Raw genomic sequence first — 14,885 nt, forward strand, 5'->3', positions numbered from 1 at the left:
ACCGTACACCATACGGTACGGCGCACGGTAGAGTTCCGGCATGACGACCGAGTACAGCGGCACCGGCGACCCGGCGCGCAGCCTCGCCCTGCTCTGGCGCACCCGCGAGCGCGCCAGCCGCAAGGGCCGCCCCGACCTGTCGGTGGACCGGATCGTCCGCGCCGCCATCGAGGTCGCCGACGCCGACGGGCTGGCCGCCCTGTCCATGCGCCGCGTCGCCGAACGCCTCGGCGTCGGCACCATGTCCCTCTACACGTACGTCCCCGGCAAGGGCGAACTGCTCGACGTCATGCTCGACACCGTCTACGGCGAGACCGCCCGCCCCGACGACGTGCCCGGCGGCTGGCGCGGCCGCCTGGCACACATCGCCCGCGAGACCTGGGCGCTCTACCTGCGCCACCCCTGGCTGCTCCAGGTCGCCACCACCCGCCCCCCGCTCGGCCCCAACGTCATCGCCCGCTACGAGTACGAGCTGCGCGCCGTCGACGGCATCGGCCTGACCGACCTGGAGATGGACGCCGTCATCACCCTCGTCTCCGGGTACGTCCACGGGGCCGTGCGCAGCGCCGTGGAGGCCGCCCAGGCCGCCGCGCACACCGGCATGACCGAGCAACAGTGGTGGCAGGCCCACGCCCCCTACCTGGAGAAGGCCCTCGACCCGCGCCGCTACCCCCTCGCGGCGCGCGTCGGCACCGCCGCCGGCCAGGAGTACCAGGCCGCCGGCGACCCCGCCCGCGCCTTCGAGTTCGGCCTGGCCCGCATCCTCGACGGCGTCGAGGTGCTCGTGGCGGCCCGCCCGGGCGCCGCCACCTCCGGCGACGACGGATAACCTTGCCGGCATGACGATGCGGCCCATCAGGATCATCGGCGACCCCGTGCTGCGCACCCCGAGCGAGCCGGTGACCAGCTTCGACGCCGAACTACGCGCCCTGGTCACCGACCTGATGGACACCCTGCTCGGCGCCCCCGGCCGCGCCGGCGTCGCCGCGCCCCAGATCGGCGTCAACGCGCAGGTGTTCGTCTACGACGCCGACGGCCACCGCGGCCACCTGGTCAACCCGACGCTGGAGCTGTCGGAGGAACTGCAGGACGACGACGAGGGCTGCCTGTCGATCCCCGGTCTCTACTTCCCGACCCCCCGGGCGATGCACGCCACCGCCCACGGCTTCGACCAGCACGGCGAGCAGCTGACGATCTCCGGCAGCGGGTTCCTCGCCCGGGCCCTGCAGCACGAGACCGACCACCTCGCCGGCCGCCTGTACGTCGACACGCTGCGCGGGGACACCCGCCGCCGGGCGCTGCGCGAGATGCGCGCCGGCCGCTTCGACTCGCCCAGCCGCCACGGCTGAACCGCCGCGCCCCGCCACCCGCAAACCGGCGCAGGGGCACGGCGACCCGCCGCCCGTGAACCGGCGCGGGCGCCGCGACCGGCCGGCCTCGGCGCGTACGCGAACGGCCGCCGGACCCCGACGGGGCCCGGCGGCCGGGACGTCACCCGCGGGGCTCACCCCCGCGCGCTGCGGCCGTCACTTCGGCGGGGGAGCCACCAGGCACACCGCCGGCGACGAGGCGTTGCCCGCGTCGTCCACGCCGACGATCAGCGCGTCGCCGCGCAGGGTCACCTTGTAGTCGATGTCGCCGGTGCCGTCCTTCACCCGCGACTGCGCACCCGGCGCCTGCACCAGCTTGATCTTCGTGCCGGCCGGGAACGGCCCGAACCGCACGCTCGGGTCCGCCGCGTCACCGATGAACACCTCCACCGCCGTGTCCACCACGTCCGTCGACGTCAGCTCGTAGAACCCGTCCGGGTTGTACGAGCCGGGGATGTTGTCCCCGCTGGGGTTGTTCGTCGGCACGCACGCCGTCGCCGGCGGCGTGGTGTCCACCACCCGCATCACGGCGGTGTCGCTGCCGGTGTTGCCGGCCGCGTCGGTGGCCGTGCACGTCACCGTCGTCGCGCCCAGCGGGAACGTGGAGCCGGGCGGCGGCACGCACGTCGGGGTCAGCGGACCGTCGACGTTGTCGGTCGCCGTCGCCGGGTAGTCGATGACCGCGCCGGCCGGGCTGGTCGCCTCCACCGTCCGGTCGTCGACGACCACGGTCGGCGGGGTGACGTCGTTGACCCGCACGCGGATCTGCTGCGTGAACGCCGGCCCGCCGGATAGGCCGTTGAGCAGGAAGTCCACCGTGCAGGTCAGCTCGGCGCCCTGCGCGGCGTCCGCCGCCACCGTGATCGTCTCGGCGAACGGCACGTCGGTGCCCGACTGCTGCGTCCGCGACGCCGCGTCGAAGCCCACCGACAGGCCCGCGTCGCACGACGTCACGGTCGGGGTGACCGTGACGTCCAGGTCCCGCAGGCCCGCCAGGATCGCGGCGGTGACCGTGTCGGGGGAGCTGCCCACCAGTTGCCCGCCGGTGGCCGACACCGCCGCCGTGGCCTGCCCGGTCGCGTCCAGGCCGCCACCGCCGCCGCTGACGTTGACCGCCAGCAGCCGCGCCTCGTCGGCCTGCAACGCCGCCGTCGCCTGGGCCAGGGTGCGCCCGTTGCTCGGGTCGTGGCTCGGCGCGTCACCCACCAGCACCACGATCCGGCTGCTGCCCGACCGGTAGCCGATCGCCCCCTCGGACACCTCGACCAGCGCGTTCACCCACGCCTCCGGGGTGTCCCCGCCGCCGCCGGCGGCCAGCCCGTTCACCGCGTTCTGCAGGGCCGTCGCGTCGTCGGTCAGGTCCTGGCGCACCCGGAACAGCTCCACGCCGTCCCCGGTGTCCCGGTAGGAGGCCACCGCGAACTGCGCCGACGGCTGCGCCGCGCGCACGTCGGTGATGACCTGCTGCAGGTTGGTCCGTACGTTGGCGATCGCCCCGCCCATGCTGCCGGTCGTGTCGACCAGCAGCACCACGTCGGGCTTCGGCGGGATCGGCGGAGTGGACACCACCTTGCTGACGCCGATCGAGGTGCCGGGGTCGGCGTCGCGGTCCACGAGGACCGGGTTCACCCCGGGCGCCGCCGCCGCGGGCGTCGCCAGCGCGGTCACCACCGCCGTCACGCCGGCGAGCAGGCTCACCGTCCGTGTTCGCCGCCAGGGCACTGCTGCTGCTGCCATGCGTTGCTCCTTCAGCTCCGCCGCGCGTCGCACGCGACCTCTGCCGGGAGACGCTAGGGCCGGGACGGGCCCCCGCCGGTCCGACACCAGCACCGCTCAGCGTCGGGTTCCCGACCCCGATCGACGGCCGCACATGCAGGTGAAAGGGTTCTCACGTCGGCCCTCGGCCGGTCGTCCGGGCCCGGCCGCCGGACGGTCGCGCCGCACGCGCCACCCGGTGCGAACGCCCGACCGCGCGGCCCGTGGTCGCCGGACGCACGGCTCGACGGTCCCGGCCACCGGTTCAGCGCCGTCACCGCCCGCAGGCGGTCAACGCGTACTCCCCGTAGTCGGCGACCCGGGTGAAGCCCAGCCGCTCGTAGAGCCGCACGGCCGGCCCGTTGTCCGCCTTCACGTTCAGCGTGACGTGCGTGACGCTGGTCAGCAGCCGCCCGCACAGCGCGGCCACCGCCGCCGCGGCCAGCCCGCGCCCGCGGGCCCGGGGATGGGTGGTCACGTTGCCCAACGCCGCCACCCGGTACGCCGGTGAGAACACGTGCACCCCGGCGACGGCCAGCACCTCGGCGCCCTCGCGGATGCCCACGTACTGGCCGGTGTCCAGCATCCGCGGGTCGAACCAGTTGCCGGGGTAGGCGTCCGCGTACAGCCGGTGCAGCGCCGGCAGGTCCGCGGCGCCCAGCACCACCCCGGCGGGCGGGGTCGCGGCCAGCCGGGCCGGGTCGGTCAGCGCCATCTTGTAATGCGGACCGGACGGCTCCACCCGGTACGCCCCGGCCAGCGCCGCCTCCAGGCCGGGGGACAGGTGCGCCCACAGCCGGGCCGGCAGCACCGGCGCCAGTTCCCGCAACAGCGCCGCCATGTGCGCGACCCGCGGCGGTGGCGCGAACGCCAGCAGGGCGGGCGGGTCGGCCCCGTGGTACAGCAACGCCACCTCCTCGCCCCGGCGGAACCAGGAGGTGTACGGCCAGAAGAAGTCGTCCAGGTCGCCCAACTGGTAGGCGTGCAGCACCGGGTCGCGCCCCAGCAGCTCGGCGAGGACGGCCCGGTCGTGTTCGGCGCGTACCGGCATCCGCTGATGATCACACATGTGGCCGGCGGGCCCACCGCCGGCGCGCGCGAGCCGCGTGGGCCGGGCCGGCGCGGTGGCGCGGGTCAGCAGCCCGTGGGTGGCGTGGCCGGGAGGTTCTCGTCCGCCCAGCGGGCCAGCGCGTCGAGGGCCGGCACCAGCGCGGCGCCCCGCTCGGTCAGCTCGTAGCTCACCCCCAGCGGCGGGCCCTGCCGCACCGTCCGGCTGACCAGCCCGACCCGGACCAGCTCGCCCAGCCGGTCGGACAGGACGGACTCGCTGATCCCGGGCAGGGCGCGGGCCAGCTCGGCGAACCCGGCCGGACCGTCGGCGAGGGTGCCCAGGAGCATGCCGTTCCACCGCTTGCCGAGGAACGCGAAGGCCCGGGTGATGCCCCCCTGGCACGCCCGGCGCGCGCCGTCGACCTCCCGTTCGACCGTCATGGCCCCAGGATACGGCGGTGACCGACGGAACATGGAACTACTAAAAAGCTAGCTGCTACTGTCACCGTAGCCATCCAGTCCCGTCGCATGGAGATACCCCGATGACCGATGTGTTCTCGCCCCTGATCACCCTGGACCCCGAGGCCCAGGCGCTGCTGTTCACCGACGCCCGGACCGCCAACACCTTCACCGACGAGCCGGTCACCGAGGAGCAGCTCCGGGCGATCGTCGAACTCGCCAAGTTCCCGCCCACCGCGGTCAACGCCCAGCCCCTGCGCATCCTCTTCGTCGGCCCCGGCGACGCCCGCACCCGACTGGTCGCCCACATGAACGGGGGCAACCAGGACAAGACCCGCACCGCGCCCATGGTCGCCGTGCTCGCCGCCGACACCGACTTCCACGAGTTCCTGCCGCAGGTGTTCCCGATCCTGCCGCAGCTGCGCGACGACCTCGCCGGCAACCTTGAGGCCCGCGAGCAGATGGCCCGCTTCAACGCCACCCTGCAGATCGGCTACTTCCTCCTCGCCGTCCGCGCCGCCGGCCTCGCCGCCGGCCCCATGGGGGGCTTCGACGCCGCCGGCGTCGACCGGGAGTTCTTCACCGACTCCACCTGGAAGAGCCTGCTCGTGGTCAACATCGGCCGGCCCGGCGAGAACGCCTGGTTCCCGCGCCTGCCCCGCCTCGACTACACCGACATCGTCCGGCACGCCTGACACCCGTCGGCACCGAACAAACCGACCGACACCGAGGCCGGCCGTCGCCGCCGCGAAAGCCGTCAGGCCGCGGCACCGACGGCCGGCCTCACACCCGGGACAGCCATCACACACCGAGGCCGGCCTCGACGCCGGCAAGCCGTCAGGTCAACGCCACCCACTGGTCATAGCCGAGCTTGCCCACCAGCGCCAACACCACCACCAACAGCACGATCCGCACAAAGCCGGAGCCACGCCGCAACGCCATCCGCGCCCCGAGCGCGGCCCCGGCGATGTTGCACACCGCCATCGCCGCCCCCAGCAACCACCACACGTGCCCGGACGCCGCGAACACCACCAACGCCCCCAGGTTCGTCCCCGCATTCACGATCTTCGCCATCGCCGAACCGTGCACGAAGTCCGCGCCCACCAACGCGGTGAACGCCAACACCAGGAACGTCCCTGTGCCCGGCCCGATCAACCCGTCGTACAGGGCGATCCCCACACCCGCCACCGCCACCACCACGGCCACCCGCCGCCGCGTACGCCGCTCCGGCTGCGCCACCACCCCCAACCGGGGACGCAGCACCACGAACACCGCCACCGACACCAGCACCACCAACACCACCGGCCGGTACGCCGACGCCGGCACCGCCCCCGCCAACGCCGCACCCAACCCGGCGCAACACACCGCCAACCCCGCCGACGGCCCCGCCACCGCCCAGTCGATCTTCGTACGCCGCGCGTACGTCACCGCCGCCGTCGCCGTACCCGCGATCGCCGCCAGCTTGTTCGTCCCCAACGCCGACGCCACCGGCATCCCCGGCGCCGCCACCATCAACGCCGGCAACAGCAACAACCCACCACCGCCCACCACGGCATCGACCCAACCGGCCATGGCGGCCGCAGCGAGCAGAGTAGTCAGCGACAGAGGCTCCACGGGCCGCCATTCTTCCCACCACCGGCCGCCCCACGAGACCACCTGTGGCCAGCCTCACCAGCACAAACCCCCACCGACCCGCACCGCCTCACCGACCCCGCCGCCGACGCAACCACACACCCACCGCGCCCAACGCCACGAACAGCACCATCGAACACAGGAGAACCTTCAACACCCGGCAACCCTCCCACGGCCACGTAGGGTGCAAACGTGCGCCTGGCCACCTTCAACCTGCTGCACGGCCGGTCCCTCACCGACGGCCTCGTCGACCCCGACCGGCTCACCGCCGCCGTCACCGCCCTCGACGCCGACGTCCTCGCCCTCCAGGAAGTCGACCGCGACCAGAGCCGCAGCGGCAAACTCGACCTCACCGCCATCGCCGCCCGCGCCCTCGGCGCCGACGAACACCGCTTCGCCGCCGCCGTCGTCGGCACCCCCGGCGAACAGTTCCGCCCCCTGCGCCACGACGACGACGGACACGGCGAACCCTGCTACGGCGTCGGCCTCGTCACCCGCCACCGCGTCCGCAGCTGGCAGGTCACCCGCCTGCGCCCCGCCCCCGTACGCTCACCCGTCTACGTCCCCGGACCCGGCGGCGGACTCACCCTCCTGCACGACGAACCCCGCGTCGTCCTCGCCGCCGTCCTCGACACCCCCCACGGCACCGTCACCGTCGCCGCCACCCACCTGTCCTTCGTCCCCGGCTGGAACGCCCACCAACTCCGCCAGACCGTCCGCGCCCTCCGCACCCTGCCCGCGCCCCGCATCCTCCTCGGCGACCTCAACCTCCCCGCCGGCCCCGCCCGACTCCTCACCGGCTGGCGCCCCCTCGGCCGCCGCCCCACCTACCCCGCCGGGCAACCCCGCGTGCAACTCGACCACATCCTCGCCGACCGCCACGACATCGACCGACTCCCACCCGTCACCGCCGTACACACCCCCCTGTCCGCCATCTCCGACCACCGCCCCCTCCTGGTCGACCTCGGCTAAGCACCTGTGGCAAGCTGAACCCGACGCGACTGGCGGCCAGGGGATGGCAACAACCATCGGGGAGCTCCACGAGCAGAGGTCGACCGCCTGGGCCTCCGCCTGAAGGAGCAGCATGCCCACCGCCCGACTCCTGCCCGGCGCCCCCGTCGCCGAGCGCATCCTCACCGACGTCGCCGCCGGCGTCACCGCCCTGCGCGCCGCCGGCACCACCCCCAGCCTCGCCACCATCCTCGTCGGCGACGACGACGCCAGCGCCGGCTACATCCGCATCAAACAGCGCCAAGCCGCCGAACTCGGCTTCGACTCACCCCACGTCCACCTGCCCGCCACCGCCACCCAGGCCGACCTGCACCGCGTCATCGCCGACTTCAACACCGCACCCGACGTCCACGGCCTGCTCATCCAGCACCCCATCCCCGCCCACCTCGACTACGACCGGGCCCTGCAGACCATGGACCCCGACCTCGACGTCGACGGCATGCACCCGCTCAACATGGGACGACTCGCCCTCGGCCTACCCGGCCCGCTGCCCTGCACCCCCGCCGGCATCGAAGCCCTGCTCGCCTTCCACGACATCCCCGTCGCCGGCCGCGACGTCGTCATCCTCGGCCGCGGCGCCACCCTCGGCCGCCCCCTCGCCCTGCTGCTCACCCAGAAACGCCCCACCGCCAACGCCGCCGTCACCGTCGTCCACACCGGCGTGCCCGACTGGGCCACCCACACCCGCCGCGCCGACATCCTCATCGCCGCCGCCGGCGTCCCCGGCATCATCCAGCCCGAACACGTCCGCCCCGGCGCCACCGTCATCGGCGGCGGCGTCCGCTACGAAGGCCGCCGCCTGCTGCCCGACGTCGACGAGACCTGCGCCGACGTCGCCGGCGCCATCACCCCCCGCGTCGGGGGAGTAGGCCCCACCACCGTCGCCATGCTCTTCCGCAACGCCCTCGACGCCGCCCGCCGCGCCACCGGCCACGCCTGACCCCACCCCCGTGCCGGCGACGCCCCTCGCGCGGCGGGGCGTCGCCGGCACGGGACACGCCTACCGGCGGCCACCAACCCCGCCGCCGCCACGAGACCGACCCCCGCCATCCGCCGACCCCGCCGCGCCATCGCCCACGCCGTCAACGGCCGGGCCGAAGCGCTCACCGCCCCACGATCCGCTCCACCGTCGACCACCACCCCGGCAGGAACGCCAACACCTCGTCCGCCCGCCGCCGACGATCCGCCGCCGACGACACCCCCAGATCCGCCACCGCCGCCTCGAACGACGGCGCCAACTCCACCCCACGCTCCGGCGCGTCCACCGCCAGCACCGCATGACACCGCGCGTACGTCGCCACGATCCAGAACATCGCCTCCCGGTGCCTCCCCGCCGCCACCAGCGCCGCACTGCCGTCCACCGCCACCGGCCGCGCCGCCGGCGTGATGTCCGCACTGAAGAAGAACGGCGTCCGCGCCACCTGCGCCGCCACGTCGAACGTGCGCGCCAACCCCGCCAGATGCTCCGACACCCGACCCGCCGACACCCCACCACCGTCCAACAGGTCCAGCACCGCCGCATACCGGTCCACCAGGCCGTACGCCGCCAGCACCTCCCGCGCCACCACGTACCGCCGCCGCACCGTCGGCTCCACCAACCCCGCCACCAGCGGCAACACCGCCGTCAACGACGTCGGGAACAACCACCCCGTCACCTGCTCGTGCAACGCCCCCGAGCCGTCCACGCCCCGCAACCCCGCCTCGATCCGCGCCCGCACCCCCGCACACCGCCGCCGCACCCACGCCGCGTCGGCGAACCCCGCCGACACCCGCGCCCGCAACCACGCCAGCCGCCCCGTCGGATCCAGCAGCACCCCGTCACCCCGGAAACACCCCGCGAACACGAACGAGCCCAACACGTCCTCCGGCGACCCCAGGTCCTCCCACGTCACGAACGTGACCTCCAGCAGCACCCCACCCCAGCGGAACTTCCCCAACTTCTCCGCCGGCTCCGACCGCACCACCAGCACGTCCACGTCCGACCACGGCGGCACCACCTCGTCGGCCGCCATTCCCAGCACCGACCCGCTGAGCACCGCACCCTCCACACCCGGCTCCCGCGCCGCGTACGCCCGCACCCACGCCGCCGCCACCGCGCGCGCCGCACCCGCCCTCACGACCACGCCCCCCGCTCGGCCGGGGCCAACGCCGCCAACGCCCGGTTGGTACGGTTGGACCGCACCGCCTCGCGCTGCTGCCCGGCCGTCACCTCGATGTAGGTCTGCGACGACGCCAGCGACGCGTGCCCCAGCAGCCGCATGATCTCCGCCGCGCTCGCCCCGTCCTCCGCCAACCGCGTCGCGAACGTGTGCCGCAACGCGTGCAACCGCGCCCCGCGCGGCACCCGGTCGGTGATGCCGGCCCGCCGGTAGCACGACTCCACCAGATACTGCAGGCCACCCCGGCGCAGCGGCTCACCCCGGCGGTCCACCAGCAGCGGCGCGTCCGGCCGCACCGTCCGCGACCCGAACCGGCGGGCGCGACTGTCCAGGTAGCCCACCAGCACCCGGTCCAGTTCCGGCTCGACCGGCACCACGCGCGGACGCCCACCCTTGCCGGCGACGTCGACGCGCCGCTCACCCGGGCGACCCGCCAGCGAACCGACCCGCAACGCCAGCAGTTCCGACAGCCGCAGCCCCGCGCACAGCGCCAACGCCAGCACCGCCAGGTCCCGCTCCGGCCACGGGTCGCGCTGCCGGCCCTCCTGCCGCGCCACCGAGGCCAGCAGCTGCTCGGGGGTGTCCGCCCCGCGCAGGGGCTTGGGCTGGGGGAGTGGCGCACGGGGCCGCCCGACCGCCGGCATCGGGTTGCCGGCGACCACCCCGTCGGCGACCAGGAAGGAGAAGAAGCTGTTCCAGGTCGACCAGGCCCGGTGCACCGAGGCGGCCGCCCGGGGAGCGGCGAAGCGGGCGAAGGCCGCCCGCATGGCCCGGGGAGTGAGGGCGGCCAGCGGCAACTCGGCGAGGGGGAGGGGAGGGGTGGTCTGCTCGGCCGCCAGCGCGGCGACGGTGCGCAGGTCCCGCCGGTACGCCCCGAGGGTGTGGGGGGAGGGCTTGCGGGTGGCGCGGGCGGTCAGGAACTCCTCGATCAATCGCAACACCGATTCGTCCGGTTTGTCATGCATAAGCACTATTATGCATGAATTTCGTGTTCGCTGGCAACGGCGGGAGAGGGGAGAACGTGCAACGGTACGCGCTCACCGGCGCACCTGGGGCGGGGAAGACGACACTCGCCGACGCGCTGCGACGTCGGGGGTGGAGCGTCGTCGCCGAGGCGGCCACCGACGTCATCGCCGCGGGGCAGGCGCGCGGCGACGCCGAACCGTGGCGCGCGGCCGGCTTCGTCGACGCGGTGGCGCGCCTGCAACGCGAACGGCGGGAGGCGGCCGGGTCGCAGGGGCCGGTGCAGGTCCACGACAGATCCCCGCTGTGCACCCTGGCCCTCGCGCGATACCTGGGCCGCCCCGTCGGGCCGACGCTCGCCGCCGAGGTGGAACGGGTGCTGCGGGAGGGCGCCTACCAGCGTCCGGTGTTCCTCGTCGAGCCGCTCGGCTTCGTGACCCGCACCGCCGCCCGCCGGATCGACTACGCCGAGTCACTGGTGTTCGGCCGCGTCCACGAGCAGGTCTACCGGGATCACGGCCACGAGATCGTCGCCGTCCCGCCAGCCCCGTTGGCGGCGCGGGTCGCCCTGGTGGAGGCGCACCTGCGACGGCTCGCCGACCTCCCGTCGGCGCCGGGATGACACCGGTCGCCGCCGTCCCTGCACCGTCTGCCAGGGCTACGCCCCGCCCGGAGCTCGGTTGCCACGCCGCACCAGCCGGCGGAAGGGGATGGATTATGCAGGCGTACACCTGCATAACCGGTGGGGTGAGCGAAGCCCCGCCTGCAAGCCATCAGCGCCATCAGGAACCAGGCAGAGGAGCACGCCATGACCGACGCGGCGACGGCCCCGCCGACCTACGTCTACGTCACGTACATCCGCGCCAGCGCCGAACAGGTGTGGCGGGCCCTGACGGACGCGGACCTGACGGCCTCCTACTGGGGGCACGCCAACGTCTCCGACTGGCAGCCGGGGTCCACCTGGGAGCACCGTCGCACCGACGGCTCAGGTGAGGTCGACGTCGTCGGTCGGGTCGTCGAGGCGGAGCCGCCGACACGCCTGGTGATCACCTTCGCGGCGCCCGGCGACGAGCCGCCCGGAGGCCCGTCGGTCGTCACGTTCCTCGTCGAGCGGCACGATGACTTCGTCCGTCTCACCGTGACCCACGAGAATCTCGCCGACCAGGAGATGCACACCGGGATCTCGCAGGGATGGCCCGCCATCCTCGCGAATCTCAAGTCGCTGCTCGAAACCGGGGAGGCCCTTTCCTCGGCCCCCTGGGAAATGTCGACGGACGACTGAGGCCACCCCTGCGCCACGCCACCTCCGCCACCCGCTGCCGAAGGAGACCTCGTGACCGCATCACCCCCGACCTCGCTCGCCGACAGTGTCGCGCTGTTCCAGCGGTCCGTCGACTACGCGCTCGGCGCCCTGTCGGCCGTCGGCGACGCCGACCTCGACCGGCCGACCCCGTGCGCCGGCTGGGATCTGCGGACGTTGGTGCTGCATCTCGCCGACTCCGCCGACGCCCTCACCGACTTCGCCGCCACGGGGGAGCTGATCCTGCCGGCGTCACCCAGAGCGGGCGAGGCCGATCCGGTGGCCGTCGCGCGGGAACGCATCCAGCGCCTGCGCGACGTCGTGCGTACGGCGGTGCGGGGCGACCCGCACTCCGCGCAGGCCGCGTGGGCGGGCGGCGCCGCGCGTGGCGGCGCGATCGAGTTCGCGGCACACGGGTGGGACGTCGTCACCGCCTGCGGCACGGGCCGCGAGATCCCCGCCGGGCTGGCCAGCGAGCTGCTCGCGTTGTCGGTGGCGCTGATCGGCGAGCAGACCCGCGAGCCGCGGTTCGGCCCGTCCGTGCCGGTCGCGTCCGGCGCGACCGCGGGCGAGCGTCTCGTCGCCTTCCTCGGCCGGCGCCCTGCCGCGCGTCCGTGAGGTTGCCCTGTGCCGGGAGGCGACGGGGAGGGGCCGACACCAGGCAACTTGACATAATGTGCATTATCGAATCGAGCCTGGGACGAGGTCACCCGCTCGGGTGACCTCGTCCCAGGCGTTCCGCGAGGGCCCTCGGGGTCAGCTGCCGACGTAGGCCGCGAGGTGCTCGCCGGTGAGCGTGGCGCGGGCGGCGACGAGGTCGGCGGGTGTGCCCTCGAAGACGATCCGGCCGCCGTCGTGGCCGGCGCCGGGACCGAGATCGATGATCCAGTCGGCGTGTGCCATGACCGCCTGGTGGTGCTCGATGACGATGACCGACTTGCCGGAGTCGACGAGCCGGTCCAGCAGGCCGAGCAGATGCTCCACGTCGGCGAGGTGCAGACCGGTGGTCGGCTCGTCGAGGACGTAGATGTCCCCCTTCTCCGCCATCTGCGCGGCCAGCTTGAGCCGCTGCCGCTCGCCGCCGGACAGCGTGGTGAGCGGCTGGCCGAGGCTGAGGTAGCCGAGCCCGACGTCCGCGAGCCGGTCGAGGATCTTGTGCGCGGCCGGGGTGCGCGCCGCGCCGTCGGAGAAGAACTCCTCGGCCTCGGTCACCGACATCGCGAGGACCTCGGCGATGTTCCGGCCGCCCAGCGTGTACTCCAGCACCGACGCCTGGAACCGCTTGCCCTCGCAGTCCTCGCAGGTGGACTCGACGGTGGCCATGACGCCCAGGTCGGTGTAGATGACGCCGGCGCCGTTGCAGGTGGGGCAGGCGCCCTCGGAGTTGGAGCTGAACAGCGCGGGCTTCACGCCGTTGGCCTTCGCGAACGCCTTGCGGATCGGTTCGAGCAGTCCGGTGTACGTCGCCGGGTTGCTCCGTCGGGAGCCGCGGATCGCGCCCTGGTCGATCACGACCACCCCGTCGCGGCCGGCGGCTGAGCCGTGGATCAGCGAGCTCTTGCCGGAGCCGGCGACGCCCGTGAGTACGCAGAGCACCCCGAGCGGGATGTCGACGTCCACGTCCTGGAGGTTGTGCGTCGACGCACCGCGGATCTCCAGGGCGCCGGAGGAGGAACGCACCGACTTCTTGAGGGTGGTCCGGTCGTCCAGGTGGCGCCCGGTGAGCGTGTCGCTGGCCCGCAGCCCCTCGACGGTGCCCTCGAACACCAGCTCGCCGCCCTCGGTGCCGGCGCGGGGGCCCAGGTCGACGACGTGGTCGGCGATCGCGATCACTTCCGGCTTGTGCTCCACGACCAGCACGGTGTTGCCCTTGTCGCGCAACTGCAGCAGCAGCTCGTTCATCCGCTGGATGTCGTGGGGGTGCAGACCGATGGTGGGCTCGTCGAAGACGTAGGTGACGTCGGTGAGCGACGAGCCGAGGTGCCGGATCATCTTGGTGCGTTGGGCCTCTCCCCCGGACAGGGTGCCGGCCGGCCGGTCGAGCGAGAGGTATCCCAGGCCGATCTCGGTGAACGAGTCGAGGAGGTGTTGCAGCCCGGTGAGCAGTGGGGCGACCGACGGCTCGTCGAGGTCCCGGATCCATTCGGCCAGGTCGCTGATCTGCATCGCGCAGAGGTCGGCGATGTTCTTCCCCTTGATCTTCGACGACTGGGCCTCCTTGCTGAGCCGGGTGCCGTCGCATTCGGGGCAGGTCGTGAAGGTCACCGCCCGCTCCACGAAGGCGCGGATGTGTGGCTGCAGCGAGTCGACGTCCTTGGCCAGGAACGCTTTCTGGATCTGCGGGATCAGCCCCGCGTACGTCAGGTTGATCCCCTCAACCTTGATCTTGGTGGGTTCCTTGTGGAGAAGGTCGTGCAGCTCCTTCTTCGTGTACTTGTGGATCGGCTTGTCGGGGTCGAACATGCCGCCCTCGCGGAAGATGCGGCCGTACCAGCCGTCCATGCTGTAGCCGGGAACGGTGATGGCGCCCTCGTTGAGGGACTTGCTGTCGTCGTACAGCTGGGTCACGTCGATGTCGTTGACCGAGCCCATGCCCTCGCAGCGCGGGCACATGCCGCCGAGACGGGTGAAGGTCGCCTTCTCGGTCTTCGTCTTGCCGGCGCCACGCTCGACGGTGATCGCGCCGCTGGCCTTCACCGAGGGGACGTTGAAGGAGTACGCGTTGGGCGGGCCGATGTGCGGCTGCGCGAGCCGGCTGAACAGGATGCGCAGCATCGCGTTGGCGTCGGTGGCGGTGCCGACGGTGGAGCGTGGGTTGGATCCCATGCGTTCCTGGTCGACGATGATCGCGGTCGTCAGCCCCTGGAGCCGGTCGACCTCGGGCCGTGCCAGTGTCGGCATGAAGCCCTGCACGAAGGCGCTGTAGGTCTCGTTGATCAGCCGCTGCGACTCCGCGGCGATCGTGTCGAACACCAGGGAGCTCTTGCCCGAGCCGGAGACGCCGGTGAACACCGTGAGCCGGCGTTTCGGGATCTCGACGCTGACGTCCTTGAGGTTGTTCACGCGCGCGCCGTGCACGCGGATCAGGTCGTGGCTGTCGGCAAGCTGCGGCGCGGGCGTTTGCGTGTCCGTCCTCGTGGCCCTGCTCATCGTCTCTCCATCTGTGGGGGCGGGGCTGCCTTCGGA

The 14,885-nt window shown here is 73.3% G+C and carries 15 protein-coding genes and 1 riboswitch; of the genes, 8 read left to right on the plus strand and 7 right to left on the minus strand.

Annotated features, from left to right (window positions below):
- Positions 1-40: 40 nt before the first annotated feature.
- Together ACFY23_RS22185 and def are read left to right on the plus strand one after the other, a co-directional pair.
- Positions 41-829, plus strand: a complete 789-nt coding sequence (locus ACFY23_RS22185) for a TetR/AcrR family transcriptional regulator (RefSeq protein ID WP_350687513.1) — start codon at positions 41-43, stop codon at positions 827-829.
- Positions 830-839: 10 nt separating this feature from the next.
- Complete coding sequence (gene def / locus ACFY23_RS22190) at positions 840-1,349, plus strand: peptide deformylase (protein WP_350687511.1); 510 nt, start codon at positions 840-842, stop codon at positions 1,347-1,349.
- Between the two features lie 177 nt (positions 1,350-1,526).
- Here the strand turns inward: def and ACFY23_RS22195 are convergent, their stop codons facing one another.
- From ACFY23_RS22195 to ACFY23_RS22205, 3 genes are all read right to left on the minus strand, one after another.
- Positions 1,527-3,107 carry a VWA domain-containing protein gene (locus ACFY23_RS22195; RefSeq protein ID WP_350684673.1) on the minus strand — a complete coding sequence of 527 codons (1,581 nt, stop codon included), beginning with the start codon at positions 3,105-3,107 and terminating at the stop codon, positions 1,527-1,529.
- A 292-nt stretch (positions 3,108-3,399) separates the two neighbouring features.
- On the minus strand, positions 3,400-4,176 hold the full coding sequence (locus ACFY23_RS22200; RefSeq protein ID WP_350684672.1) for a GNAT family N-acetyltransferase: 777 nt from the start codon (positions 4,174-4,176) through the stop codon (positions 3,400-3,402).
- 83 nt (positions 4,177-4,259) lie between these two features.
- Complete coding sequence (locus ACFY23_RS22205; RefSeq protein ID WP_350684671.1) at positions 4,260-4,616, minus strand: helix-turn-helix domain-containing protein; 357 nt, start codon at positions 4,614-4,616, stop codon at positions 4,260-4,262.
- Positions 4,617-4,717: 101 nt separating this feature from the next.
- Between ACFY23_RS22205 and ACFY23_RS22210 the strand changes: the two genes are divergently transcribed.
- Complete coding sequence (locus tag ACFY23_RS22210; protein ID WP_350684670.1) at positions 4,718-5,329, plus strand: malonic semialdehyde reductase; 612 nt, start codon at positions 4,718-4,720, stop codon at positions 5,327-5,329.
- Between the two features lie 142 nt (positions 5,330-5,471).
- Here the strand turns inward: ACFY23_RS22210 and ACFY23_RS22215 are convergent, their stop codons facing one another.
- Entirely contained in the window at positions 5,472-6,248 is a 777-nt protein-coding gene (locus ACFY23_RS22215; protein ID WP_350684669.1) for a TSUP family transporter, read from the minus strand.
- 210 nt (positions 6,249-6,458) lie between these two features.
- Here ACFY23_RS22215 and ACFY23_RS22220 point away from each other — a divergent pair, with 210 nt between their 5' ends.
- Complete coding sequence (locus ACFY23_RS22220; RefSeq protein WP_350684668.1) at positions 6,459-7,238, plus strand: endonuclease/exonuclease/phosphatase family protein; 780 nt, start codon at positions 6,459-6,461, stop codon at positions 7,236-7,238.
- A gap of 15 nt (positions 7,239-7,253) precedes the next feature.
- Positions 7,254-7,338: riboswitch (ZMP/ZTP riboswitch) on the plus strand.
- 12 nt (positions 7,339-7,350) lie between these two features.
- Entirely contained in the window at positions 7,351-8,217 is an 867-nt protein-coding gene (locus ACFY23_RS22225; RefSeq protein ID WP_350684667.1) for a tetrahydrofolate dehydrogenase/cyclohydrolase catalytic domain-containing protein, read from the plus strand.
- Positions 8,218-8,380: 163 nt separating this feature from the next.
- Here the strand turns inward: ACFY23_RS22225 and ACFY23_RS22230 are convergent, their stop codons facing one another.
- Complete coding sequence (locus tag ACFY23_RS22230; RefSeq protein ID WP_350684666.1) at positions 8,381-9,394, minus strand: hypothetical protein; 1,014 nt, start codon at positions 9,392-9,394, stop codon at positions 8,381-8,383.
- Entirely contained in the window at positions 9,391-10,401 is a 1,011-nt protein-coding gene (locus ACFY23_RS22235; protein WP_350684665.1) for a tyrosine-type recombinase/integrase, read from the minus strand. The genes ACFY23_RS22230 and ACFY23_RS22235 overlap by 4 nt, the downstream gene beginning before the upstream one ends.
- A gap of 14 nt (positions 10,402-10,415) precedes the next feature.
- Between ACFY23_RS22235 and ACFY23_RS22240 the strand changes: the two genes are divergently transcribed.
- The 3 genes from ACFY23_RS22240 (at position 10,416) to ACFY23_RS22250 (ending at position 12,317) form a co-directional block, all read left to right on the plus strand.
- Complete coding sequence (locus ACFY23_RS22240; RefSeq protein ID WP_350684664.1) at positions 10,416-11,021, plus strand: AAA family ATPase; 606 nt, start codon at positions 10,416-10,418, stop codon at positions 11,019-11,021.
- A 186-nt stretch (positions 11,022-11,207) separates the two neighbouring features.
- Complete coding sequence (locus tag ACFY23_RS22245; RefSeq protein ID WP_350684663.1) at positions 11,208-11,681, plus strand: SRPBCC family protein; 474 nt, start codon at positions 11,208-11,210, stop codon at positions 11,679-11,681.
- Between the two features lie 51 nt (positions 11,682-11,732).
- A complete protein-coding gene (locus ACFY23_RS22250; RefSeq protein WP_350684662.1) occupies positions 11,733-12,317 on the plus strand; it encodes a TIGR03086 family metal-binding protein in 585 nt (194 codons plus the stop codon).
- Between the two features lie 138 nt (positions 12,318-12,455).
- Here the strand turns inward: ACFY23_RS22250 and ACFY23_RS22255 are convergent, their stop codons facing one another.
- On the minus strand, positions 12,456-14,849 hold the full coding sequence (locus tag ACFY23_RS22255) for an excinuclease ABC subunit UvrA (RefSeq protein WP_350684661.1): 2,394 nt from the start codon (positions 14,847-14,849) through the stop codon (positions 12,456-12,458).
- Between the last annotated feature and the right edge of the window lie 36 nt (positions 14,850-14,885).

Source organism: Micromonospora sp. NPDC000121 (assembly GCF_042899165.1).
Taxonomy (GTDB): Bacteria; Actinomycetota; Actinomycetes; order Mycobacteriales; family Micromonosporaceae; genus Micromonospora.

Bases quoted from the DNA above. Each gene is read 5' to 3' on its own strand.
- ACFY23_RS22240 (WP_350684664.1), top strand. From the start codon at position 10,416: ATGAATTTCGTGTTCGCTGGCAACGGCGGGAGAGGGGAGAACGTGCAA.
- ACFY23_RS22245 (WP_350684663.1), top strand. From the start codon at position 11,208: ATGACCGACGCGGCGACGGCCCCGCCGACCTACGTCTACGTCACGTAC.
- ACFY23_RS22195 (WP_350684673.1), bottom strand. From the start codon at position 3,107: ATGGCAGCAGCAGCAGTGCCCTGGCGGCGAACACGGACGGTGAGCCTG.
- ACFY23_RS22185 (WP_350687513.1), top strand. From the start codon at position 41: ATGACGACCGAGTACAGCGGCACCGGCGACCCGGCGCGCAGCCTCGCC.
- ACFY23_RS22205 (WP_350684671.1), bottom strand. From the start codon at position 4,616: ATGACGGTCGAACGGGAGGTCGACGGCGCGCGCCGGGCGTGCCAGGGG.
- ACFY23_RS22235 (WP_350684665.1), bottom strand. From the start codon at position 10,401: ATGCATGACAAACCGGACGAATCGGTGTTGCGATTGATCGAGGAGTTC.
- ACFY23_RS22200 (WP_350684672.1), bottom strand. From the start codon at position 4,176: ATGCCGGTACGCGCCGAACACGACCGGGCCGTCCTCGCCGAGCTGCTG.
- def (WP_350687511.1), top strand. From the start codon at position 840: ATGACGATGCGGCCCATCAGGATCATCGGCGACCCCGTGCTGCGCACC.
- ACFY23_RS22255 (WP_350684661.1), bottom strand. From the start codon at position 14,849: ATGAGCAGGGCCACGAGGACGGACACGCAAACGCCCGCGCCGCAGCTT.
- ACFY23_RS22225 (WP_350684667.1), top strand. From the start codon at position 7,351: ATGCCCACCGCCCGACTCCTGCCCGGCGCCCCCGTCGCCGAGCGCATC.
- ACFY23_RS22210 (WP_350684670.1), top strand. From the start codon at position 4,718: ATGACCGATGTGTTCTCGCCCCTGATCACCCTGGACCCCGAGGCCCAG.